The organism is Thiomicrorhabdus cannonii, assembly GCF_013391695.1.
Taxonomy (GTDB): domain Bacteria; phylum Pseudomonadota; class Gammaproteobacteria; order Thiomicrospirales; family Thiomicrospiraceae; genus Thiomicrorhabdus; species Thiomicrorhabdus cannonii.
This window is the reverse complement of record NZ_JACBGH010000001.1, coordinates 275202-298288: the sequence shown is the minus strand read 5'-3', so window position 1 is coordinate 298288 and position 23087 is coordinate 275202. Positions and strand designations below refer to the sequence as shown.

The window sequence follows — 23087 nt, the reverse complement described above, 5'->3', positions numbered from 1 at the left end:
CAGTATGGAATGAACGGCAAACCGCATGGACATTAAAAAATAACAATAAACACCCCATTTGGAACACAAAGGATACCCATGAGCTTTCTAATTCCCAAGCCGAAACCTGTCGATTTAAGTCTGTTTGAATTGCCCGAAGATCAGCTGGACGTGAAATACGGGCTGCCGCGTGAGGTCAAGTTCTGCAAAAAATGCACCATCTCCAATCAGCGCCCCAACTCGGCGGTGGAGTACAAGCACACCAAGGACTCCAAAAAAGCCACCATCCATTTTGATGAAGAGGGGGTGTGCGACGCCTGCCGTGTCGCCGAAGAGAAAGAACACACCATCGACTGGGGCATGCGCGAGGAAGAGTTGCAGGCGTTGTGCGACAAACACCGCTCCAAAGACGGCTCCTACGACTGTCTGCTGCCGGGTTCCGGCGGCAAGGACAGTTTCTATGCGTCGCATATCCTCAAAGAGAAATACGGCATGCACCCGTTTACTGTTACCTGGGCGCCGCATATCTATACCGAATGGGGTTGGCGCAATTTCCAGCGCTGGATTCATGCCGGTTTCGACAACCAGTTGATGACACCGAATGGCCGTGTGCACCGTCTGCTGACGCGTCTGTCGGTGGAAAAACTGTTCCATCCGTTCCAGGCGTTTATGATCGGCCAGAAAGCGCTGGCGCCGAAAATGGCGGCCATGATGAATATTCCGCTGGTGTTCTTTGGTGAGAACGAAGCCGAATACGGCAACCCCAAAAGCGATACTGACAAGGCGCAGCGCGACTGGCAGTATTTCACCATGACCGACGAGGCGGAGATCAATATCGGCGGTGTTTCCATCAAATCGTTGAAAGAGGATTTCGGCCTGACCAAAGCCGATTTGGATCCTTATATGCCGGCTGATCCGGAAAAATTGAAAGACACCGGTGTGGAAGTGCATTATCTGGGCTACTACCTCAAATGGCATCCGCAGAGCTGCTACTACTACGCGCACGAACACGGCGGGTTTGAAGCCTCGCCGGAACGCACCCCGGGCACGTACAGCAAATACAATTCGATTGACGATAAAATCGACGATTTCCACTACTACACCACCGGTGTGAAGTTCGGCATCGGCCGCGCCACCTACGATGCGGCGCAGGAAATCCGTTCCGGCGATATCGAACGCGAAGAGGGCGTGGCGCTGGTCAAACGTTTTGATATGGAGTTTCCGGAACGCTTTGCCGATGAGATTTTCCAATACCTGAGCATCCCAGAGAAAGAGTTCCCGATCGCCTCGAAAATGTTCGAACAGCCGATTATGGACCGTGAATACTTCGATACGTTGACCGATACCTTCCGCTCGCCGCACCTGTGGAAAAAAGAGAACGGCATCTGGGTGCAGCGCCATACGGTTTGGCAGGACGGGCATTGATGATTCGACTCATTCCCCGTCTTGATATTAAAGGCCCCAATCTGATTAAAGGCGTCAAGCTGGAAGGCTTGCGCAAGATCGGCAATCCCAACGAATATGCCCGCAAGTATTACGAGCAGGGCGCCGATGAGTTGTTGTATATGGATGCGGTGGCCTCGCTTTACGGACGCAACAGTTTGACCGAGATCGTCAAGGAAACGGTCAAGTCGGTTTTTATTCCGATCACCGTCGGCGGCGGTATCCGCTCGGTGGCGGATGCGCGCGAGATTCTGCGTTCCGGTGCCGACAAGGTGGCCATCAATACGGCGGCGGTGGCGCGCCCGCAGCTGATTACCGAAATGGCCAATACCTTCGGCTCGCAATGCGTGGTGCTGTCGGTCGAGGCGATCAAGCAGGCCGACGGCAGATGGCTGGCCTTTACCGACAACGGCCGCGAACATACCGGCCGCGATGTGGTCGAATGGGTTGCAGAGGCCGTGGCCTTGGGAGCGGGTGAAATCCTGCTGACCTCGGTGGATCGCGAAGGCGGTCGCAAAGGCTACGATCTGGAGCTGATCCGAGCAGTCAGTGACGTGGTGAATGTACCGGTGATCGCTTCCGGCGGCATGGGCGAGGCGCTGCATGGCGTCGAGGCGGTTGAGGCCGGTGCAGATGCCATCGCCATGGCCGATATTCTGCATTACGGCCGCGATACGGTAGCGGGCATTCGAGAGGTTTGCCGGCAGAGCGGTCTGGCGGTACGCTCACAGGAGGCGATTGCATGAGCAAGGTCACGCTGATTGATTACGGTGCCGGCAACCTGCTGAATGTGCAGCGTGCTTTCGAGCATCTCGGCGCACAGGTTGAAATCGCCACCACGCCGGAGCAGGTGCTGGCGGCCGATCGTCTGGTGTTTCCGGGGGTCGGTGCGTTTCCGCAAGCGATGGCGGAGTTGCAGGCCAGAAATCTGGTTGAAGCGATTCGGGAGGCCGCACCGCAAAAGCCGTTTATGGGGATTTGCCTGGGCATGCAGATGATGTTTGAGCAGAGTGAGGAGTTTGTGCTCACGCCCGGACTCGGGCTGCTACCCGGTCAGGTTAAACCTTTGCCGCACTTTTCAATGACCGGCGAGGAGATGACGATACCGCATATGGGCTGGGCTAAAATCCGCCCGCAGGGCGTGTCGTGGCAAAACACGCTGCTGGCCGGTGTGGCAGAGGAAAACGCCTTTTATTTCGTGCATTCCTATTATGCCGAGACGACGGAACCGCAGGATCAACTGGCGGTGTTTGATTTTGGCGGCCATGCCATTACTGCCGCGGTGCAGCGCGATAATCTGGTGGGCTGCCAGTTTCACCCGGAAAAATCGGGTGCGGGCGGTCTACGCTTGATCGAAGCATTTTTGCAGATTTAAACTTCAATAAAACTCAACAGGCCGGGTGGCCGGGGGCGTGGATAATGCGTGAACAACTTGGCTATTGGCAATCGATTCAGGCTTCCGGACGCCCGCTGTTTTTGCCTGATATCGGTACTTATTTCAACCAGGATATGGCGCAGGCGGAAAGGCTGGTGGATGCGTTGGCCGAGGCGGGGGTCACCACCATCAAGGGCGAGATTCTGCAAACCGCCGACATCTGCCTGCCTGCCGAGCATTCCGGCGAAGAGCGATATTGGGGGCATCGCGACGGGCAGGTGGTGGCGGAAAATTACCGTGCTCTGATTGAGCGCAAGGTGGTGCCGCTGTCGTCCTATGAAACCCTGTTCCGTTACGCGCAGCGCAAGGGCATGGATGTGATTGTTTCCGTCTATGATTTTGAGGGGGCGGATTTCGCCAGGGAGATCGGCTGCAAGGCGATCAAGATTGCCTCCTCCAATATCACCCATCAACCGTTGATTGAGCATGTGGCCACGCTCGGCTTGCCGATGATTTTCGATACCGGCCACAGCACACTGGAAGAAGCGGCGCGCGCTGTCAATTGGGCGCAGGATCAGGGTGCGTGGGAGATTCTGGTGGAGCACAGCCCCAAAGGGCCGCCGAATCCGGTGGATCAGCAGAATTTGCGGTTTATGCAGACGCTCGGGCAGAGCCTGGGAGTGGCCTACGGTTTGTCGGACCATCACGGCGGTAACGAGATGTTGTTGGCCGCGACGGCATTGGGGGCGAGCGTGCTGGAAAAAGGGGTTTGTCCGGATACGATGGGCAACGAGCAGGACGGCGGCCATGCCATGCCGATTTCGCAGGTGGGTGCAGTGTTGCGCCAAATTCATATGATTGCCGATGCGTTGGGTGATGGCCTGCGTCATCTGCCGCGCCGGCGCGAGAAGTATGTGTCGCGCATGGGGTTGATTGCCGGCCGCGATTTGCAGGCGGGCGAGGTGTTATCTACCGATACGGTCAGTTTTGCGTTTCCGGCCAAAGGCATTAAAACCGAATACTGGTCGGAGGTGGTGGGGCACCGTCTGAACCGTCCGCTCAAGGCCGGCGAGGTCATTCACTGGGCCTATGTGCAGTTCAACGAGTAGGCGAAACGACGATGAGTGCGCTTTGGCTGCCCGGTTCCCCAGCGTTTGAGGGGGTTCATCCGCCCGATTTGCTATGGCAGCCGGTGGAAGAATCGTTTGCCAAGGACCCGGCCTGTTCAGTTTTTTTAAAGACGCTTTCTCGCCGATTCGGCGCTTATGCCGGACTGGCACGCTTGCGTACCTCCCATCCTTTACCGTTTGGTTACTATCGCCTAAAGCAAGCCGAAGGCGAACTGTTTCTCAAGGTGGTCACGCCGGCACAGGCCGAGCGCCACCTCGCCGCCGACAAGGTGGCGCAGTGGCTCAACGTTCACGGTATCGCCACCAGCCCTGTGCAGGAATCGATTGTGCTGGATGACACGGCAACGCTGCTGGTGCAGGATTATCTGCCGGGGCGGTTTTGTGCTCAAAATCGTCAGGAGATGCAGTGTCTTGGCCGGTCGTTGGGGCGGCTGCATCTGGCGCTGCAGGCGTTTCCGCAGGCCGGCGATGTGAAAGCCAGAGGCATGGCGCGTTTTGCGCATCTGCAGGCGCGGTTGCTGGCGTGGCAGAAAGGCGGTTTGGCAATAGAACTGCCCGACGAGGTTATGGCGGTGTTGCGTACTTACCCGGCCGACGCCTTGCAGGTATTGGTGGAGGAGGCGCAGATGGTGCATGGCGACCTGAATCTGGGCAATGTCTGGATGGCCGCAGAGGGTGACAGGATACAGTGCGTTTTCCTTGATTGGGAGGATAGCCTCAGCGCCTGGTTTAACCCGATGAAGGATCTGGCATTTGTTTTGGAGCGTTTTGTGTTCACACACGATTTGGAGCAGGATGCGCATCTGGACTTGGGGTTGGCTTTTTTGCAGGCCTATTATGAGGCGCATCACCGCCGTTTCAATCACCCCGAGCATCTGACCGAACTGTTGCAGGCTTTGGCGGTGCGCGCGCTGCTGCTATTGATCGAAGCGGCGCAAGTTGCGCATAAACCCTTATCTGCAGAGTGGAAAAAGTTTGTGTTTTTGTATAAGCTAGCTGACCAACAGCGTCCATTATTACAAAGTATCTTATGTCAGGCTGCCGAAAGCGCATTAAACTCCTCATTACCGCCCGCGATCCCGCCACCGCGCTCTCATTCCAAATCCTGATTCCCCAGCTGCAATCCCATCCCCGTTTCGATATAGCCGTACTCGCCCAGGCGCCTGCCTGTGAGATTCTGAGAGGCGTTTTTCCCGATTTGCATGAATTTCTGCCAGAGGCGACATTTGCCGACAAACAGTCGAAAGTACGGACGTTTTTAGAGGTTTTTGATGCCGATGCCGTGTTGTGCGGTATTTCCGGCCCGGATTTGGGGGTGGATGAGGCGACCTTGGCGGTGGCACAGCAGCTGGGCATCGAAAGCTATGCGTTGCAGAGTTTCTGGGGAGATGTCAATCAATTGTCAGGGGTCGTGCCTAAACATGCGTTTGTATTGGATGACGAGGCGGTGCGCATTACCGAACAGCGTTATCCGCAAATCCGTTCGGTGCCGATCGGTTCGATCAAGCATGCCGACTTCAAAGCCTATGATGCAGGGGCTTTGCGGGCATTGCACCGCCCCGGCCTGTTGAGTTCTGGGGAGACGGTGATTGTTGGATTTTACGGCCAGCCGATTCTGGAGGTGCAGGGCTATTTTGCCACTTTGGAGGCGTTGGCACGCCAATTGCGTGAATGGCGGCGGGAGTTCAAACTGATCTACCGCCCGCATCCCAAAGAATCGGAAGAGCTGCGTACGAAGACCTGGCAGTTGTTTGAGCAGGCCGTCGGCGACCGCCTGCAGTGGGATAGTGCAACAGATATCGTGCAGAGTCTGTGCGTGGCGGATCTGGTGGTGAGTGTGTTCTCCACCTGCGGATTTGATAATCTCTATTTGAATGAGATGGCCGAGCAGCCGTTTAACAGTAGCGTCTATTTGTGGTTCGATGCCGATATGATCGCCTGGTGGCAGGATTACAGCGGTCTGACACAAATGCCTTTGTTGAGTGAAGGTTTGTTGCTGTCGGTCGATAAAGAAGAAGAGATATTGCCGGTATTCGAGGCGGGCCTTAAGCCCGAAATACAGCAGGTGTTATGGCGTCAGGCCAAAGTACATCTTCCTGACCCGAGTTTGGCCGTACAGAAAATCATAGACACTTTAGTGGAAGACTTGCATGCAGCTATTTGATTGGCGGGATGTCGCCGTAAACCAGAATGATGATATCCGTACCGCCTTGGGGGTACTGGATCGGGCTTCCTTGCAGATTGTGCTGGTGGTGGCGGAAGATGCCACCTTGCTTGGCACTCTGACAGACGGTGACGTGCGCCGCGCCCTGTTGCGCGGCGAAACCTTGGATAGTGCGGTGGCGCTGGCCATGAACCGCACGCCGGTGATTGGCCATAAACGTGACAGCGAAACCGCCTGGCGCAAGATTCTGCTGGAAAAAGCGCTGCGCCATCTGCCCATTCTGGATGCGTCCGGAAAAATGGTGGGTCTGTATTACGGCAAGCAGGCGTTAAAGAAGTGCCGCAATGCGGTGGTGCTGATGCTCGGCGGATTGGGAACGCGCTTGCGACCATTGACGGAAACCGTGCCCAAGCCGATGCTCAAAGTCGGGAACCGTCCGATTCTGGATACGATTGTCAGTCACATCGCCGAGCAGGGGTTTACCGAATTTTATTTCTGCATCAACTATCTGGGCGAGCAGATTCGAGCCTATTTCGGCAATGGCGAGCGCTGGGGTATTCAGATCAACTATGTCGAGGAGAATGAACGCCTGGGCACAGCGGGTGCATTGAGTCTGATGCGCGAAGAGCTCCGTGAACCTTTCATTGTGATGAATGGCGATCTGCTGACTAAGATTGATTTGCGTGCTTTGCTGGATTTTCATGCCGAACATGGCAACGAGGCGACGGCCTGCGTGCGCGAGTATTCGCAGCAGGTGCCGTATGGCGTGATTGAACTGGATGGTGCCAAGGTTTCCCAGATTGTGGAAAAACCGGTGTACCGTTATTTTGTCAATGCCGGCATTTATGCGTTGTCACCCAGTGCGTTGGATAAGGTGCCGCAGCAGGCGTTTTACGATATGCCGACGTTGATGGAAGACTTGCTTGCGGAACAGCGCGGTGTCGGCGGTTTTCCGCTGACGGAATACTGGATGGACATCGGCCAGATGCCGGATTTTGAGCAGGCTCAGGTGGATTATGATGTCCATTTCACCAAATTGGGGGCGGGCGCATGAGTGAAGCAAATGCGAGGCGTGTTCTGGGGTTGATTCCGGCCAGGGGCGGTTCCAAGGGCATACCCAAGAAGAATCTTTATCCGATTATGGGCAAGCCGTTGCTGCAATATACCTTTGATGCGGCACAGAAGAGCCGGTTTATCAATCAGGTGATGATGTCCACCGAAGATGTCGAAATCCGTGCATTTGCGGAGCGTTACGGTGTGGATACGCGTTACCTGCGTCCGCATGAACTCGCCACTGACGAGGCCACCACTATTGATGTGGTGTTGCATGCGCTTGATTGGCTGGAGGAGCGCGGCGAGTTGCCGGATGTGCTGGTGTTGCTGCAGCCCACGTCGCCGTTGCGTACCGAGCACGATATCGATCAGGCGGTGGGGGTTTTTCTGCGCGAGGGATGCGAATCATTGGTGGGGGTGCATCCGATGATTGAGCATCCGTTTAAATGTATGCAGGTCGACGCAGACGGCAGTTGGCAGTTCCTGGCCAAGCCGGAGAAATATGTGTCCCGCCGCCAGGATTACCGCAACAACTATTTTGCCATCAACGGGGCTTTATATATTGTGACCCCCGCTTGGTTGCGCCAGCAGGGCAATTTTGTGGTGGAGGGTAAGACACACTTGTTTGAAATGACCTCGGTGGCCGGGGTGGATGTTGATGATTTGACGGATATTTTTCAGGTTGAAGCCTATTTGAAAATGGCGGCTAAATCTTAAAAGCAGAATATAAAAGACGTACTCCTTGTACCGCAGTGCTGCACAAACTGCTCAAGGAGAAATGAAAAAATACACAGGGATACTCATGGAAAATCAATTTGGCGAGTTGCAACGCAATCAGTTTGGAGAGGTTTATTATCCTCAAATAACGCCTACCTCGTTTGCCAGGCATTCGTCTGAAGTGCTTTATCGGCAGTTTTTTCCGGAATTGCTGAGCGAAGAAGATCACCTGTTTATTGTGGTTGGCACGGATTCTGGGCTGTTTTTGGAATATCTGCTCGCACAACCTCAGTTGCCGTTGCACAGTCGTTATCTGTTGATTGATTATCCGGCGGCATTGGAACCGATCCAAGACAAGCTTACCCAGCTTGCACAGAACGATGAATCGCAGATTGTGGTGGTGAGTGATACGTTTGATCTGAATCAGATTGCTGTGGAGTATATGCCTTATCTGGTGCGCCGCAATATTCACCTGATGCGCTCGTTTGCCGTACAAGAAGCCAAGAATGGCACTGCTTACGATACGCTTTGGAGGCACGTTGAAGCACTTTATTCGCGCTTGATTAAGCAAGAGCTGATTTCGCTGAATGCCAAACCATTCATTGATGCGCAATTGCATAATCTGGCTGACAATCTCATGCCGATGGTGACCATGCGCAACCGTCTTGAAGGTGCCACGGCGCTAATTTTGGGCGGCGGCCCGACATTGGATGGTGCCATTGAGTGGATTAAAGCCAATCAGCAGCGTGTTCTTATTTTTTCGGCGGCGCGCATTGCACGCCGTCTGGTTAAAGAGGGGATTCGTCCGGATATTTTTGTTTCCGTGGATCCTCATGATGTGAGTTTTGATAACTCCAAGGGGATTTTTAATTTCAGCGATACGGCCTTACTGGCTCACAGTCACCACATCAATCCCAAAATTCTTGGCCAGTGGCCTGGGGTGAGTGCTTATTTGGGCGAGAGAACCCCATGGCATAATGACGAGGCCGAAAACTTTGCTTCTCCGGGGCCGAACGTTATCAATACGGCTATGCACCTGGCGTTTGAACTGGGGTGTTCCACCTTTATTCTCAGCGGTGTGGATATGTGTTTTGTAGGAACGCAGGCATTTGAATCCGGATCGGATGAGGCTAAATCGGGCGGTAAATTCGTTTTCAATGAGATTCAGAAAGTTGAAAACAATGCCGGCGAAATGGCGCAGACACAGCCTATGTATGCGTTGGGGCGGGAGATGCTGGAAGCACAGGTGGCGCGTTATCGGCAGGCAAAGCCGGGATTGCAGTTTTTAACCCTGGGTCTGTATTCCGCTAAAATCGAGGGAGTGGAATATGTCGCACCGGCCGATTTAACGCTGGAAGGACGTTCAATTCAGTTTGAAATTGGCGCTATGATCGATGCGTTGCGCTTATCGCCAGTTCAGCGCCTCAAAAAAGTCAAAACGGTGTTGGCGGAGTTGAAAAAACAGTCGAAGCGCTTTCATGAAATTGCGCGTGATGCCAAGGAGGCGGTTGCGCTGGTGGGTAACATGTTTGACCCTCAGGGGAATGAACAGGCCAGGGTAGTGCAGAAGTTCCTCAAACTCAAAAAGCGTATCACCAAAGCGATTGATGAAGATGGGGATATGCTGTTTCATTATGAGCATAAGCATTTTAGTACCAACTTCAAGAGCCTGGTGGATGAACAGGCCATGCAACAAAATGAAATACAAGAGCAGTTGAACGGTTTTTTCAACGCGGTGATGCAGGCGGCCGAACTGTTTCATAAAGAGCTGATGACCACCCAGTCGATGGTCGAGCTGCGCATCAATGAGCTTAAGGGCGAGAACCTGGCGGCGTGCATCGAACAATGGCAGCGCATGGAGCAGCCCGGTCGTGCCTATCTTTGGAAGGCCTGGCACTCGCCTGTTTCTGAAGCGCAAAATTCGCTTCTGGAAGCCCAAACTGCTTTGTTTGACGAGTTGGTTAATACTTCCCAGACTACTCAGCTGGCCAATTTACAACAAAAAAGCCGCGATCTTCCCGGTCTTTTCAATCGCGCGCTTGAAGCCTATGAGAACAAAGATCTGGTTGAAATCGAGCATACCATCGATCATCTCAAGTCTCTGGATGAGCAGGAGGGAGCGACGGATCTGAACGAGTTTGTGCTGGCACTGAAAAATGATCTGCAGGGTGCACAAGAAACGGCGTTGCAAGCCTATTTAAGTGTCCACTATGCGCCCATCCGCCACCAGGCGCTTAAGCGAGCACTTAATATCGCGACCGAACTTCACAATGATGAATTAGCGTTAAATCTATTGGAGCAGCTGTGCCATTATTCGTTGGAGTATATGCTTCCGTATGCCTCCTTACTGGAGTTGCTTGGACATAAAGCCTTTGCGGTAGAGGTCTTGAAGCTCTATCTACAACAAAATCCTGAAAACGAGTCAGTGAAAGTTCATTATGCTCAAAAGTTGATTGAGCTTGGCGAAACTGAACAGGCCAGGGTGGTATTGCAGGCCGTATTGCAAGCGACGCCGCATCATCAAACGGCACGGCATTTGTTAGCACAGATTTAACCATCTAAAGTTCTTCATGCCCGTTAATTTCTGATTAATGGGCACCTCATTACCCCTCCTCTAGTCGAAATTATAGCCCTTTCTAAAGTCCGATTGTTTTTGCTAAAGATTCTCGTGGTGTGCCGATAACCTAAACAGAAGCGGAGTTATACCGTCTGTAAGCCGTTATCCACACAAGGAGACTTATCATGGCAATGGTAATCAACACAAATATGGGATCCATCAACGCGGTGCGTATTTTGGATCAAACCTCATCCGAACAAAAAACGGCCATGGAGCGTCTGACCTCCGGGCTGCGCATCAACAAAGCCGCAGATGACGCGGCGGGCCTGGCGGTCACCACCGGCATGACCACCCAGATCCGCGGTACAGATATGGCCATGCGTAATGCCAATGACGGCATCTCCATGCTGCAAACCCTGGATGGAGCGAGTGAAGAAATCGTCTCCATGTTGCAGCGTATGCGCGAGCTTGGTGTGCAATCGCTTAACGGCACCTACAGCAACGAAAACCGCACGCAGATGCACGCCGAATTCACCCAGTTGCGCACCGAGATAGACCGTATCGCCAACACCACCAAATTCAACGAAACATCTCTGATGGACGGCACCAATGCCTCCGTTGTGATTCATGCTGGTTGGGAAAAGGGAGTGAACAACAAAATCACCATCTCCACCTTTGACTTCAACTCAGCGGCGTTAAGTGTGGCAGGCGACACCATCTCAACAGTTGCCGGTGCATCGGCCGCATTGACGGCGATTGATGCAGACCTATCCAATATCAACACCATTCGCGCCAAATGGGGTGCCTTGCAAAACCGTCTGGAAAGCACGGTCAGCAACCTCAACAACGTGAACGAAAACATGAGCGCCTCGCGCTCACGCATCATGGACGCCGACTTTGCCAAAGAGTCTGCCAACCTGGCACGTACACAAGTACTTCAACAGGCCGGCATGAGCATGCTAAGTCAAGCCAACCAGATGTCACAGAATGTGATGCAGCTGCTGCAATAAAATAGGCGGCTGAATCCCCAAGAGCAGTTAAAAAGTCATCGCCGTGCGATGGTTTTTAAACGCAAAGAAGTCGCTTAACAAAAGCGGCCAAGTTAAAAAAGGAGAAAAGACATGGCAATGGTAATCAACACCAATATGGGAGCCATCAACGCCAACCGCATTCTGGATGCGACAAGCCGCGAGCAATCGGTTGCGATGGAGCGACTGACTTCGGGTTTGCGTATCAACCGTGCAGCGGACGATGCGGCAGGCTTGGCGGTGACCACCGGTATGACCACGCAGATCAAGGGGACGGATCAGGCGATTCGTAACGCGAATGACGGTATCTCTCTGCTGCAAACGGTAGATGGTGCTACAGAGGAAATCGTCAATATGATGCAGCGTATGCGTGAGCTGGGCGTGCAGTCATTGAACGGAACTTACAGTGCCGAGAACCGTGCCCAGATGAATGCGGAGTTTAAACAGCTACAAGGTGAAATCAACCGCGTCGCCAAAACCACTAAGTTCAACGAAGTTGCCGTTATGAATGGCAGTAACACTGCAGTTAGTCTGCACGTTGGCTGGGAAAAAGGCGCTAATAATAGAATCACGGTTTCTATGAAAAATTTCAGTGCTGCTGCGTTGAATGCAGGCTCAGGTACCGTCAGTATCGGCAAGGTTTCTCAGGCGTCTGCGGCTATTGCGGCGATCGATCAGGATCTGTCCAACATCAATACCCAGCGCGCCAAATGGGGTGCCTTGCAGAACCGTCTGGAAAGCACGATCAGCAACCTGAGCAACGTTAACGAGAACATCAATGCTTCGCGTTCACGTATTCAGGATGCGGACTTTGCGCGTGAATCGGCCAACTTGGCACGTACACAAGTACTTCAACAGGCCGGTATGAGCATGTTGAGCCAAGCCAACCAGAACTCGCAGAATGTGTTGTCTCTATTGCGCTAAGTATTGATACGCCAATAGCTGGGCCATTCACAAGGCCACCGGATTGCAGTGAATTCGGTGGCTTTTTTTTATTTCAAAAAAAAGCTTAAAGTTCTGACGCGCAAGCCGATACATAGATTGAAGGCGGGAAACATCGCCTCACTGTTAACAATAACAAAGCGACAAAATACACAGACACAAGGAGACTTATCATGGCAATGGTAATCAACACAAATATGGGATCCATCAACGCAGTGCGTATTTTGGATCAAACTTCATCCGAACAAAAAACAGCTATGGAGCGCCTGACATCCGGACTGCGCATCAACAAAGCCGCAGATGACGCGGCGGGCCTGGCGGTCACCACCGGTATGACTACCCAGATTCGTGGTACAGATATGGCGATACGCAACGTCAATGACGGTATCAGTCTGACACAAACCATGGACGGTGCCATGGAAGAGGTCGTCAATATGCTTCAGCGTATGCGAGAACTGGGTGTGCAATCGCTTAACGGTACTTATAGTGACGATAACCGCGCACAAATGAATGCCGAATACGATCAGTTGGCTGCCGAAATTCAGCGCGTTGGCCAGACCACCAAATTCAACGAAACGCCGTTGATGAACGGTTCTGCCTCAACGGCCGGCTCCATCAAGATTCATGCGGGTTGGGAAAAAGGCTCTAATAACAAAATTCAAATTCCTGTCTTTAACGTGAGTAATTTGGGCGGAAGTCTTGTGGCAAGTACATTGGGTCTTGCAAAAGTATCGCACGCCTCGGCTACCTTGAATGTGTTGGATCAAAAAATGAGCAACATCAATACCATTCGAGCCAAATGGGGTGCCTTGCAAAACCGTCTGGAAAGCACGGTCAGCAACCTCAATAACGTGAACGAAAACATGAGCGCGGCGCGCTCGCGCATCATGGACGCCGACTTTGCCAAAGAGTCTGCCAACCTGGCACGTACACAAGTACTTCAACAGGCCGGCATGAGCATGCTAAGTCAAGCCAACCAGATGTCACAGAATGTGATGCAGCTGCTGCAATAAAATAGGCGGCTGAATCCCCAAGAGCAGTTAAAAAGTCATCGCCGTGCGATGGTTTTTAAACGCAAAGAAGTCGCTTAACAAAAGCGGCTAAGTTAAAAAAGGAGAAAAGACATGGCAATGGTAATCAACACCAATATGGGAGCCATCAACGCCAACCGCATTCTGGATGCGACAAGCCGCGAGCAATCGGTTGCGATGGAGCGACTGACTTCGGGTTTGCGTATCAACCGTGCGGCGGACGATGCGGCAGGCTTGGCGGTGACCACCGGTATGACCACGCAGATTAGGGGAACAGATCAGGCGATTCGTAACGCGAATGACGGTATCTCGTTAATTCAGACGCAGGACGGGGCGATGGAAGAAGTCGTCAATATGATGCAGCGTATGCGTGAGCTGGGCGTGCAGTCATTGAACGGAACTTACAGTGCCGAGAACCGTGCCCAGATGGATTCTGAGTTCCAGCAGTTGGCGGCGGAAATTAAACGTGTAGGGCAGACCACCAAATTCAACGAAGTTGTGATTGGTAGTACCGCCACAGTCGTTTCGCTGCACGTGGGTTGGGAAAAGGGTGCAAATAACAAGATAAACGTATCTACTTTCAACATCCGCGGCACGGGCAGTGCATTGGATGCCAGAGATATTACCACAGTCGCTAATGCCTCGTTGGCGATCACTTCAGTGGATGGTTTGCTGAGCAATATCAATACCCAGCGCGCCAAATGGGGTGCCTTGCAGAACCGTCTGGAAAGCACGATCAGCAACCTGAGCAACGTCAACGAGAACATCAATGCTTCGCGTTCACGTATTCAGGATGCGGACTTTGCGCGTGAATCGGCCAACTTGGCACGTACACAAGTACTTCAACAGGCCGGTATGAGCATGTTGAGCCAAGCCAACCAGAACTCGCAGAATGTGTTGTCTTTGTTGAGATAATCCGTTTGGTTGCCTGAGAACCCGGTTAAGTATTACTGAGTTCTCAGGGATCTAACCTGTACTTTTCTTGCCTGAGCGGGTAGAGGTTAGATTAAAACGTTTCCCTTGTGTGTTTAGCCGTTCAATCAATTGATTGACACGGCTTTTTTTTTATTGATGAAAAAAATCTAAAGTAATTTTTTGCAGGCCGATAAATAGATTGAAGGCGGGAAACATCGCCTCACTGTTAAAAATAACAAAGCGACAAAATACACAGACACAAGGAGACTTATCATGGCAATGGTAATCAACACAAATATGGGATCCATCAACGCAGTGCGTATTTTGGATCAAACCTCATCCGAACAAAAAACGGCTATGGAGCGTCTGACCTCCGGGCTGCGCATCAACAAAGCCGCAGATGACGCGGCGGGCCTGGCGGTCACCACCGGCATGACCACCCAGATCCGCGGTACAGATATGGCCATGCGTAATGCCAATGACGGCATCTCCATGCTGCAAACCCTGGATGGAGCGAGTGAAGAAATCGTCTCCATGTTGCAGCGTATGCGCGAGCTTGGTGTGCAATCGCTTAACGGCACCTACAGCAACGAAAACCGCACGCAGATGCACGCCGAATTCACCCAGTTGCGCACCGAGATAGACCGTATCGCCAACACCACCAAATTCAACGAAACATCTCTGATGGACGGCACCAATGCCTCCGTTGTGATTCATGCTGGTTGGGAAAAGGGAGTGAACAACAAAATCACCATCTCCACCTTTGACTTCAACTCAGCGGCGTTAAGTGTGGCAGGCGACACCATCTCAACAGTTGCCGGTGCATCGGCCGCATTGACGGCGATTGATGCAGACCTATCCAATATCAACACCATTCGCGCCAAATGGGGTGCCTTGCAAAACCGTCTGGAAAGCACGGTCAGCAACCTCAACAACGTGAACGAAAACATGAGCGCCTCGCGCTCACGCATCATGGACGCCGACTTTGCCAAAGAGTCTGCCAACCTGGCACGTACACAAGTACTTCAACAGGCCGGCATGAGCATGCTAAGTCAAGCCAACCAGATGTCACAGAATGTGATGCAGCTGCTGCAATAAAATAGGCGGCTGAATCCCCAAGAGCAGTTAAAAAGTCATCGCCAAGCGATGGTTTTTAAACGCAAAGAAGTCGCTTAACAAAAGCGGCCAAGTTAAAAAAGGAGAAAAGACATGGCAATGGTAATCAACACCAATATGGGAGCCATCAACGCCAACCGCATTCTGGATGCGACAAGCCGCGAGCAATCGGTTGCGATGGAGCGACTGACTTCGGGTTTGCGTATCAACCGTGCGGCGGACGATGCGGCAGGCTTGGCGGTGACCACCGGTATGACCACGCAGATCAAGGGGACGGATCAGGCGATTCGTAACGCGAATGACGGTATCTCGTTGATTCAGACGCAGGACGGGGCGATGGAAGAAGTCGTCAATATGATGCAACGTATGCGTGAGCTTGCGGTGCAATCCTTGAACGGTTCTTACAGTGCCGAAAACCGTACGCAGATGGATGCGGAATTCCAGCAGCTGGCGGCGGAAGTCAAGCGTGTGGGTCAAACCACTAAGTTCAACGAAGTATCAATGATGAACGGTTCTGTAACAACTGTCAGTCTGCACGTTGGTTGGGAAAAAGGCGCCAATAACAAAATCAATGTATCTACATTTGATGTCAGTAAATTAGGCGGTTCTTTGGATGCCAGAGATCTTACAACCGTGACCAACGCTTCCGCCGCGATTTCGGTTTTGGACGCCAAGCTGAGTGATATCAATACCCAGCGCGCCAAATGGGGTGCCTTGCAAAACCGTCTGGAAAGCACGATCAGCAACCTGAGCAACGTCAACGAGAACATCAATGCTTCGCGTTCACGTATTCAGGATGCGGACTTTGCGCGTGAATCGGCCAACTTGGCACGTACACAAGTACTTCAACAGGCCGGTATGAGCATGTTGAGCCAAGCCAACCAGAACTCGCAGAATGTGTTGTCTTTATTGAGATAAGCTAGCTAGCTGAGTAATGAGAAAGGAGGCAGGTATGGAGATATCACACATTTCATCACCTGCTGTAACGGTCACTAAGGCCGGTTCTGATCCGCAAGTGGCGGAACAGATTGGCCGAACACCTTTACAACAGTCAGAACGTTCGGTCGCTGCCTTGAATACTGAAAATGTACTCGAGTCAGCGAAGACCATTGCAGAACAGGCTCAGCAACTTAATGGATTGTTGGATAAGTTTGGGCAAGGGTTGGTTTTCACTGTAGACGAGACGACGAACTCATCAGTTGTCAAAGTTATTGATAAAACCACCGAACAAGTGATAAGACAGTTTCCGACGGAAGGTTCCTTGAAAATTATGCAAAATATTCAAGATTATCTGAATTCGGTTAAACACTCTGGAATGGTGGCATCAAAAGAAGGTTTGACAGGTACCTTATTCAATGAAATCATATAGATGATTTCTTGTTTGGGGAGGGTGTATGATGGATGTCCAAACAATACAGCCAAATACCGTTGGGGCTTATCTAAAAAATGCCACGCCAGTTGCGGGCGTCTCGTCTGAGAGGGAAAATGAGTCTGTGCTGCCTAAGGGCGGTTCTGATACAGGTGCATTAACCCAGAAGTCGGATGAGACAAACGCTACCCAGTCGGTTCATAATGGAGAGGTTGCTCTCTCCGAATCCATGAAATCGAACGCAGACATGGATACAACGCTTGAAAATATTAATATCCAGCTTGAACGCTTAAAAACCTTCTTGAGGTTTGAGCGTGATGAAGATACGCAGCGGATGGTAATCTTCATCAAAAATGGCGATACCGGTGAAGTGATTCGCCAAATTCCATCCGACGAATTCCTGAAAATTTCTAAGAACATCAACGATTTCATAGAAATGCGTCAGCAACGGCCGAATGACAACAGTCTGCCTACCGGCTTGATTACGCATTCGACAGTCTAAGTTTCCCTTGTGTGTTTAGCGGTCTTTTGGCCGCTTTTTTTATTAGCGCAAACGCATGTGTTTTTGGCAGCTCCCTAAAGTTATAGAATGATGGCCGATAAAATTAATGAGAAGTCATGTGAATATACAACGCACATAGCAAATACATAAAATAGAAGAATAAAAGTTTGATGGCCTTTTTCATGCTTAACAGTTTTGCATGAAAATGCTGCAGATAGACGACCAGGAGAACAGGCGATGGCAAACGAAATCGGCAATACGCTACTTAACAGCTTGACCAAAAGTACTTTTGACATCGGCAATATGTCAAAGGCATTGGCGGAAGCGGAAGTGGCTGGCCCAAAAGCGATTTTGGAGCGTAACCAGACCAAAACCACTACAGAGTTGGATGCTCTTAAATACCTGCAGACCAATTTGTCAGCTTTTAATACCTATGTTGCCGACCTTTCGTCGCCTGACTTGTTTGGTCAGAAAGGCATTGCCAGCACTAACGACGGTATCGTAACGGTGACTGCTGAAAACGAGGCTGCACTGGGGGCCTACCAGATCGTTTCAAAACAGCTAGCGCAGGCGCATACCTTGGTGGCCAATAAAGGTTTTGCTTCACCCTCTGATACCTTGTCTGCCGGCACTTTATCCATTAGTGTGAGCGGTCAAACCCATGTGATCCCGGTTGATGGTACCAACAACACCCTTGAAGGTCTGCAAAAGCTGATCAATAACGGCGATTACGGTGTGAATGCAGCAATTATCAATAATGGCGGCAGCTATCAGCTGATGTTCACCTCTAAACAGACAGGTGCGGCAGGAGAGATTGCTATTTCCGGCCTGCCCGATTTCGATACAAGCGGCTTCACAACCACTGCAGAAGCGCAAGATGCGGTGATGGTATTGAACGGTCTGACTGTGACCAGTGCCAACAACACCTTTGATCAGGTGATCGAAGGGGTTGCGTTTGAGCTGAAATCGGCGGCACCTTCTTCGCCGACAACGGTGTCTGTCACCCAGGACAGCGCCAAGGTGAAAGAAACCATTACCAGTTTTGTGGATGTGTATAACCAGATGAACACCATTCTCGATGAACTGGGCAGTTATGACAAGAGCGATCTTACCGAGGAGGAGTTGGCGTCGGAAGAGTATCTCTACTACGGTGATTTGGCGGGCAACAGCCTGCTGCGTTCGATTCGTTCGCAGATGCGCGAATCACTGACCGGTGTGATTGACGGCTTGGGTTCGAGCAGCTTTCAATCGCTTGCTGACGTGGGGGTTTCGTTTGATCGAAATGGCGAGCTTTCTGTTGATACGACCAAGCTCGATGCGGTCTTGGCTAATAATATGCAGGCCGTATCCAGCTTGTTTGCCATGAGTGGAAGCAGTGACGACGCTTTGGTAAATGTTGTCGGCGGAAACGACAAAACCCAAACCGGAAATTATGCATTGAACATTACGCAGTTGGCAGAGCGCGCCAGTGTGACGGCCGGTAGTGTTACCGGATTGACTGCTGATGAGCGTGTTGCAGGTGATCGCGTTACCGATGCGCAAGCGGTTCTGACGATTGAGGCGGGTGCGAGTTTTGACTTAGATATTGCAGGTGTAAATCATACGATTGATCTATCAGGAGCAGCAGGTGTATATGCCGATAAAAATGCAGTAACCCAGGCGATTCAAGCGGCAATAAGCGCACAGTTTACGGCAAGTGAAGCCACTATTGCTTACGACAGTACGCAGTCGCGTTTTGAAATCACGGCTGCCAGTGGCAGCGCCAGTATGAGCAATATTGTAGGCTTGGGCAATCAGGGGTTCTCCCAAACTGATTACACAGGCCAGGCGCTTTTGGATATCGGTGCTGGTGCCGGCTTCAACGTTAAAGTTAATGATGCGGATACAACCAGCGTTTCGATCGCAGAGGGGCGCTACACCCTGGACGAACTGACACAGGTCATGGCAAACAATATCAACAATAACAGCGATGTCAGTACAGCAGGTGCGTCTGTAAGTGTTACGCATGATGGCAGTGTTATTTCCATTGCCTCGACCCGTTTTGGTGGGCTTTCGATGGTAGAGCTGACCAATATTGCCGGGTTGTCCGGCGCCGGTTTTGCGGATGGCGCTACGCTGAGTGACCAGGGACAGAGTGTGGACGGCACTTTGTCGACCCCTTCCGGCGACATTAGCATTGGAGTTTATGCCGATGCGCAGGATGGACGCAAAATCAAAATCAGTGATTTTGCGCCACAGCTAGAAGCGAGGGGGCTGGAGTTTGAGATATTGGGCGGTGCTACGGGGGCACGCGGTACGATTACTTATTCACAGGGTTTCGCCAGCCAGTTGCAAGATTCCATTAATAATCTTTTGGAGGCCGATACGGGGTTGGTGGGTCAGCGTATTAACACGCTCAACGATAAAATGGATTCTTATGAAGAAAAATCCAAAGCGATTGATGCGCGATATGAAAAATTATTGATGAAATACCAGCTTCAGTTTTCGGTTTTGCAGTCGTTAATGTCTAGTAGTGAGCAAACACGCAGTTTCTTAACGGCAACATTCTCAAATAACAACAATAATTAAGCAAAACGTACGTGAGAGATACGCGAATAACAAGGGAAGGGCAGTAACATGAATATGGCAATGAAAAAACAATTTATTCAAACATATGCAAACAACTATGTGGAAACGGCAGTTTCTGAGGCCACACCGCATAAATTGGTTGAAATGCTATATGAAGGTGCCATCAAGAATATGAGTTTGGCAAAAGTGTTTATTCAGCAAAAAAACATGGCCAAAAAATCCGAGCACATCAACAAAGCAATGGCTATTGTTAATTCATTGCGTGCCGGATTGAATCTCGAAAAGGGTGCCGAGGTTGGAAATAACCTTTATGCACTGTATGACTATACTTATCGCCGTTTATTTGAAGCCAGTAGCAAGAATGATATTGAGGTGCTGGACGAGCTCATCGAGCACATGAAAACATTGCTGGAAGCCTGGCAGCAAATGCCGGAACATCTGAAACGCATGGACAGAACGCAGATTGAACGTTTAGGAGTGGCTTCATGAGCGAAATCTCTGTTGAGCGTATGCGTTTGAAGTTGCTCAGCCACTCGCAAGCCATGTTGCATGCCGCTGAATCAGGAAAATGGTCTCAATTTGAGCGTTTGGATTCACAATGGCGTGCACTCCTTAATGAAGCGTTTAGCGACTTTCCCGGGCGTTTTGATGAAATCGGCGCACAGTTGCTTGAAAATCAGACGCGTATCAGTGATTTATTGGCGCAGGCTCAAAACACCTTAGCATTGCAGTTTCAGAAAGAGTTCAAGGCTAATGCGGCTATCAAGCAATATTTGAAATAAACCCATAAAGATCAATGCCAAATTTTTGACATTCTGTAAAAACCCGTATATAAAGAGCTAATGTTCATTAATAGATGACGGGAAATGTCTCAAGAACTCTTATCCTCTTTGGTCGGCGACGGGCCGGCTATGCAAAAAGTCAAAAAATTGATTCTTCAAGTCGCCAAAACCGATGCGACGGTGCTGATATTAGGCGAATCCGGAACCGGTAAAGAGGTGGTGGCGCAGTCTTTGCACAACGCGTCGGCCCGCGCCGGTAAAGCCTTTGTGCCCATCAACTGCGGAGCCATTCCTGCGGAACTGCTTGAAAGCGAATTGTTTGGCCACGAAAAAGGCGCGTTTACCGGTGCGATCACCGCCCGTAAAGGCCGTTTTGAGATGGCCGAAAAGGGCACTATCTTCCTAGATGAAATCGGCGATATGCCGCTGCCCATGCAGGTTAAGCTCTTGCGTATTCTGCAGGAGCGTACTTATGAGCGCGTGGGCGGAAACACCAGCTTTCAGTGCGATGTGCGGGTGATTGCCGCGACCCACCGTAATCTCGAAGAGAGTATCTCTGACGGCAAGTTCCGTGAGGATTTGTTTTACCGCTTAAATGTCTTTCCTATTGAAATGCCCGCCTTGCGCGAACGCCGTGAGGATATTCCGGCGCTGTTCGATTTCATGTTCAAAAATATTCAGGCCAGTGGTCGCGATGTGCCCTCTTTGAGCGAGCGTGCCCTGATTGCCTTGCAGCATTACAACTGGCCTGGAAACGTGCGCGAGCTCGGCAACCTGGCGGAACGCCTGTCCATTCTCTATCCGGGGTCGCTGGTTGATTACGATGACTTGCCCGCCCGTTATCAAATCGAGCTGGATGAAGATGCCCGCTTGATTGGTGTACCTCAAGCGAGCGAGGTGGCGGTGGAAGCGCCGCTAGAGGTTCAGGAGCAGCGTGTTGCGTCCGATTTCGAACAGGGTGACAATGCGCTGGAATCGGATGAACCGAGCGGTGTTCAGCAGATGACGCCGCTGAATGTCTCGGGCTGGAATCAGTTGCCGAACTTGAACGAAGGCATCGATTTGAAGTCGTATTTGGTGGAACTGGAAGTGCAGTTGATTCAGAAGGCATTGGAGCAGACTGAAGGGAATGTCTCGCAGGCGGCCAAATTGTTGCAAACCAACCGTACGACGCTGGTTGAGAAAATACGCAAGTATGATTTGAGTTGAATTAAAGATTTCTGGGAGCCGGCCTGTTGAGTTTGCAAAACAGCGAAAAAGCGGAGAAGAAGCGTGTTAAATGAGGTGGAAAAAAGCCGTTTAGCGGAGCTGGAACAGGCATTTGAGCTGTTTAATGAAACGTCTTTGCAGTTGACGCATGCCTATGAGGCGTTGCAGCATCAGGTGGCGGAGCTGCAGCTTCAACTCGCCAGAAGCGATCAGGAAAAGCGTAAGGTGGCCGATCGTTTAAGCCGTCTGCTGACATTGTTGCCCGCGGGGGTGATCGTCCTCAATGCCCAGGATCAGATTGTTGAGATGAATCCCAGTGCCGAGGCTATATTGGGGGCCGATGCGTTGCATCGCAGTTGGGAAATTGTATTGCGTAACGTATTTCTGAGTGCGACGGATGCCGGTGAGTTAACCACGCATGATGAGCGGATTTTCCAGCTTTCCGAAACGCCGCTCGATGAAGCCTTGGGGCGTATTTTGCTGATTCAGGATGTCACCTCGGCGAGACATTTGCAAGAGCATATCAATCGCCATCAGCGTCTGAGTTCGATGGGTGAGATGGCGGCCTCCTTGGCGCATCAGATTCGCACCCCTTTATCATCCGCCTTGCTGTATGTTTCCCAGATGAATTCCGATCAGTTGGATGAGGCCAAACGTACCAAATTCGTCGACAAGGCGCTTCACAGCCTGCGGCATTTGGAGGGGTTGGTGAAGGATATGCTGCAATACGCCAAGGGCGGAAAAGGCAGTGAGAAGCGCATTGAATTGCGGGAGTTGTTGGCGCTGACGGAACAGTCGGTTGAAACTCAGGCTAAAATGACGCAAAGTGAGGTGGTGTTTGAGTCCGTCTTGCCCGGTTTGACGATTAACGGTGATTTGGACGGTCTGGTTACGGCGCTGCAGAATCTGATTGTGAATGCCATGGATGTGGTAGGTAAGCAGGCCAGTGTGCAGGTGAGTGTGCATAAAATCGCCGACGATAAAATTGATATCGTCGTCAGCGACCGCGGCCCGGGCATAGAGCCGGAGCGTCTTGAAAAAGTGTTTGAGCCTTTTTACACCAGCCGCGCCAAAGGAACGGGCCTGGGCCTGGCGGTGGTCAGAGCGATTGCCGAGGCGCATAATGGGCATGTGTGGGTCAAATCGATACCGGGTTACGGTTCAAAATTCGGCATTCGTTTGCCATTGGTGCAAAGTTAAGGGGATG

22 protein-coding genes are annotated in these 23087 nt (G+C 51.4%); all 22 read left to right on the top strand.

What is annotated here, in order from left to right; genetic code table 11:
• Nucleotides 1-78 precede the first annotated feature (78 nt).
• The 22 genes from HZ297_RS01515 to HZ297_RS01410 all read left to right on the top strand — a co-directional run bounded on the left by HZ297_RS01515 (nt 79) and on the right by HZ297_RS01410 (nt 23080).
• Nucleotides 79-1404 (top strand): N-acetyl sugar amidotransferase, encoded by a 1326-nt coding sequence (locus tag HZ297_RS01515; protein WP_178861210.1) that lies wholly within the window; start codon nt 79-81, stop codon nt 1402-1404.
• A complete protein-coding gene (gene hisF, locus HZ297_RS01510; RefSeq protein WP_178861209.1) occupies nt 1404-2168 on the top strand; it encodes an imidazole glycerol phosphate synthase subunit HisF in 765 nt (254 codons plus the stop codon). Before HZ297_RS01515 ends, hisF begins: the two co-directional genes overlap by 1 nt.
• Nucleotides 2165-2797 carry an imidazole glycerol phosphate synthase subunit HisH gene (hisH, locus tag HZ297_RS01505; protein WP_178861208.1) on the top strand — a complete coding sequence of 211 codons (633 nt, stop codon included), beginning with the start codon at nt 2165-2167 and terminating at the stop codon, nt 2795-2797. The genes hisF and hisH overlap by 4 nt, the downstream gene beginning before the upstream one ends.
• 44 nt (nt 2798-2841) lie before the next feature.
• Nucleotides 2842-3906: an N-acetylneuraminate synthase family protein gene (locus HZ297_RS01500; RefSeq protein ID WP_178861207.1), complete on the top strand. Its 1065-nt coding sequence runs from the start codon at nt 2842-2844 to the stop codon at nt 3904-3906.
• 11 nt (nt 3907-3917) lie between these two features.
• Nucleotides 3918-5036, top strand: coding sequence for an aminoglycoside phosphotransferase family protein (locus HZ297_RS01495; RefSeq protein WP_178861206.1), 1119 nt, complete (start codon nt 3918-3920; stop codon nt 5034-5036).
• Entirely contained in the window at nt 4958-6091 is a 1134-nt protein-coding gene (locus HZ297_RS01490; protein WP_178861205.1) for a hypothetical protein, read from the top strand. The genes HZ297_RS01495 and HZ297_RS01490 overlap by 79 nt, the downstream gene beginning before the upstream one ends.
• Nucleotides 6078-7145, top strand: a complete 1068-nt coding sequence (locus tag HZ297_RS01485; protein WP_178861204.1) for a nucleotidyltransferase family protein — start codon at nt 6078-6080, stop codon at nt 7143-7145. Before HZ297_RS01490 ends, HZ297_RS01485 begins: the two co-directional genes overlap by 14 nt.
• Nucleotides 7142-7861: an acylneuraminate cytidylyltransferase family protein gene (locus HZ297_RS01480; RefSeq protein ID WP_178861203.1), complete on the top strand. Its 720-nt coding sequence runs from the start codon at nt 7142-7144 to the stop codon at nt 7859-7861. The genes HZ297_RS01485 and HZ297_RS01480 overlap by 4 nt, the downstream gene beginning before the upstream one ends.
• A gap of 85 nt (nt 7862-7946) precedes the next feature.
• Nucleotides 7947-10415 carry a 6-hydroxymethylpterin diphosphokinase MptE-like protein gene (locus HZ297_RS01475; RefSeq protein ID WP_178861202.1) on the top strand — a complete coding sequence of 823 codons (2469 nt, stop codon included), beginning with the start codon at nt 7947-7949 and terminating at the stop codon, nt 10413-10415.
• Between the two features lie 188 nt (nt 10416-10603).
• Nucleotides 10604-11428, top strand: coding sequence for a flagellin N-terminal helical domain-containing protein (locus HZ297_RS01470; RefSeq protein WP_178861198.1), 825 nt, complete (start codon nt 10604-10606; stop codon nt 11426-11428).
• Between the two features lie 111 nt (nt 11429-11539).
• The gene (locus HZ297_RS01465; protein ID WP_178861201.1) at nt 11540-12370 is read left to right on the top strand and encodes a flagellin N-terminal helical domain-containing protein; all 831 of its coding nucleotides are present in this window, start codon (nt 11540-11542) and stop codon (nt 12368-12370) included.
• A gap of 191 nt (nt 12371-12561) precedes the next feature.
• Complete coding sequence (locus HZ297_RS01460; protein WP_178861200.1) at nt 12562-13401, top strand: flagellin N-terminal helical domain-containing protein; 840 nt, start codon at nt 12562-12564, stop codon at nt 13399-13401.
• Nucleotides 13402-13512: 111 nt separating this feature from the next.
• Complete coding sequence (locus HZ297_RS01455; RefSeq protein ID WP_178861199.1) at nt 13513-14334, top strand: flagellin N-terminal helical domain-containing protein; 822 nt, start codon at nt 13513-13515, stop codon at nt 14332-14334.
• 273 nt (nt 14335-14607) lie between these two features.
• The gene (locus tag HZ297_RS01450) at nt 14608-15432 is read left to right on the top strand and encodes a flagellin N-terminal helical domain-containing protein (RefSeq protein WP_178861198.1); all 825 of its coding nucleotides are present in this window, start codon (nt 14608-14610) and stop codon (nt 15430-15432) included.
• Between the two features lie 111 nt (nt 15433-15543).
• Nucleotides 15544-16368 carry a flagellin N-terminal helical domain-containing protein gene (locus HZ297_RS01445; RefSeq protein WP_178861197.1) on the top strand — a complete coding sequence of 275 codons (825 nt, stop codon included), beginning with the start codon at nt 15544-15546 and terminating at the stop codon, nt 16366-16368.
• Nucleotides 16369-16402: 34 nt separating this feature from the next.
• Nucleotides 16403-16819: a flagellar protein FlaG gene (locus tag HZ297_RS01440; RefSeq protein WP_178861196.1), complete on the top strand. Its 417-nt coding sequence runs from the start codon at nt 16403-16405 to the stop codon at nt 16817-16819.
• Nucleotides 16820-16844: 25 nt separating this feature from the next.
• Nucleotides 16845-17321 carry a flagellar protein FlaG gene (locus HZ297_RS01435; RefSeq protein ID WP_178861195.1) on the top strand — a complete coding sequence of 159 codons (477 nt, stop codon included), beginning with the start codon at nt 16845-16847 and terminating at the stop codon, nt 17319-17321.
• 237 nt (nt 17322-17558) lie between these two features.
• On the top strand, nt 17559-19889 hold the full coding sequence (gene fliD / locus HZ297_RS01430) for a flagellar filament capping protein FliD (protein ID WP_178861194.1): 2331 nt from the start codon (nt 17559-17561) through the stop codon (nt 19887-19889).
• Nucleotides 19890-19937: 48 nt separating this feature from the next.
• On the top strand, nt 19938-20378 hold the full coding sequence (gene fliS / locus HZ297_RS01425) for a flagellar export chaperone FliS (RefSeq protein WP_178861193.1): 441 nt from the start codon (nt 19938-19940) through the stop codon (nt 20376-20378).
• Nucleotides 20375-20671 (top strand): flagellar protein FliT, encoded by a 297-nt coding sequence (gene fliT / locus HZ297_RS01420; protein WP_178861192.1) that lies wholly within the window; start codon nt 20375-20377, stop codon nt 20669-20671. The genes fliS and fliT overlap by 4 nt, the downstream gene beginning before the upstream one ends.
• Before the next feature lie 84 nt (nt 20672-20755).
• Entirely contained in the window at nt 20756-21880 is a 1125-nt protein-coding gene (locus tag HZ297_RS01415; protein ID WP_178861191.1) for a sigma-54 interaction domain-containing protein, read from the top strand.
• Nucleotides 21881-21943: 63 nt separating this feature from the next.
• Nucleotides 21944-23080, top strand: a complete 1137-nt coding sequence (locus tag HZ297_RS01410; protein WP_178861190.1) for an ATP-binding protein — start codon at nt 21944-21946, stop codon at nt 23078-23080.
• Nucleotides 23081-23087: the final 7 nt, after the last annotated feature.

Bases quoted from the DNA above. Each gene is read 5' to 3' on its own strand.
- HZ297_RS01515 (WP_178861210.1), top strand. From the start codon at position 79: ATGAGCTTTCTAATTCCCAAGCCGAAACCTGTCGATTTAAGTCTGTTT.
- hisF (WP_178861209.1), top strand. From the start codon at position 1,404: ATGATTCGACTCATTCCCCGTCTTGATATTAAAGGCCCCAATCTGATT.
- hisH (WP_178861208.1), top strand. From the start codon at position 2,165: ATGAGCAAGGTCACGCTGATTGATTACGGTGCCGGCAACCTGCTGAAT.
- HZ297_RS01500 (WP_178861207.1), top strand. From the start codon at position 2,842: ATGCGTGAACAACTTGGCTATTGGCAATCGATTCAGGCTTCCGGACGC.
- HZ297_RS01495 (WP_178861206.1), top strand. From the start codon at position 3,918: ATGAGTGCGCTTTGGCTGCCCGGTTCCCCAGCGTTTGAGGGGGTTCAT.
- HZ297_RS01490 (WP_178861205.1), top strand. From the start codon at position 4,958: ATGTCAGGCTGCCGAAAGCGCATTAAACTCCTCATTACCGCCCGCGAT.
- HZ297_RS01485 (WP_178861204.1), top strand. From the start codon at position 6,078: ATGCAGCTATTTGATTGGCGGGATGTCGCCGTAAACCAGAATGATGAT.
- HZ297_RS01480 (WP_178861203.1), top strand. From the start codon at position 7,142: ATGAGTGAAGCAAATGCGAGGCGTGTTCTGGGGTTGATTCCGGCCAGG.
- HZ297_RS01475 (WP_178861202.1), top strand. From the start codon at position 7,947: ATGGAAAATCAATTTGGCGAGTTGCAACGCAATCAGTTTGGAGAGGTT.
- HZ297_RS01470 (WP_178861198.1), top strand. From the start codon at position 10,604: ATGGCAATGGTAATCAACACAAATATGGGATCCATCAACGCGGTGCGT.
- HZ297_RS01465 (WP_178861201.1), top strand. From the start codon at position 11,540: ATGGCAATGGTAATCAACACCAATATGGGAGCCATCAACGCCAACCGC.
- HZ297_RS01460 (WP_178861200.1), top strand. From the start codon at position 12,562: ATGGCAATGGTAATCAACACAAATATGGGATCCATCAACGCAGTGCGT.
- HZ297_RS01455 (WP_178861199.1), top strand. From the start codon at position 13,513: ATGGCAATGGTAATCAACACCAATATGGGAGCCATCAACGCCAACCGC.
- HZ297_RS01450 (WP_178861198.1), top strand. From the start codon at position 14,608: ATGGCAATGGTAATCAACACAAATATGGGATCCATCAACGCAGTGCGT.
- HZ297_RS01445 (WP_178861197.1), top strand. From the start codon at position 15,544: ATGGCAATGGTAATCAACACCAATATGGGAGCCATCAACGCCAACCGC.
- HZ297_RS01440 (WP_178861196.1), top strand. From the start codon at position 16,403: ATGGAGATATCACACATTTCATCACCTGCTGTAACGGTCACTAAGGCC.
- HZ297_RS01435 (WP_178861195.1), top strand. From the start codon at position 16,845: ATGATGGATGTCCAAACAATACAGCCAAATACCGTTGGGGCTTATCTA.
- fliD (WP_178861194.1), top strand. From the start codon at position 17,559: ATGGCAAACGAAATCGGCAATACGCTACTTAACAGCTTGACCAAAAGT.
- fliS (WP_178861193.1), top strand. From the start codon at position 19,938: ATGAATATGGCAATGAAAAAACAATTTATTCAAACATATGCAAACAAC.
- fliT (WP_178861192.1), top strand. From the start codon at position 20,375: ATGAGCGAAATCTCTGTTGAGCGTATGCGTTTGAAGTTGCTCAGCCAC.
- HZ297_RS01415 (WP_178861191.1), top strand. From the start codon at position 20,756: ATGTCTCAAGAACTCTTATCCTCTTTGGTCGGCGACGGGCCGGCTATG.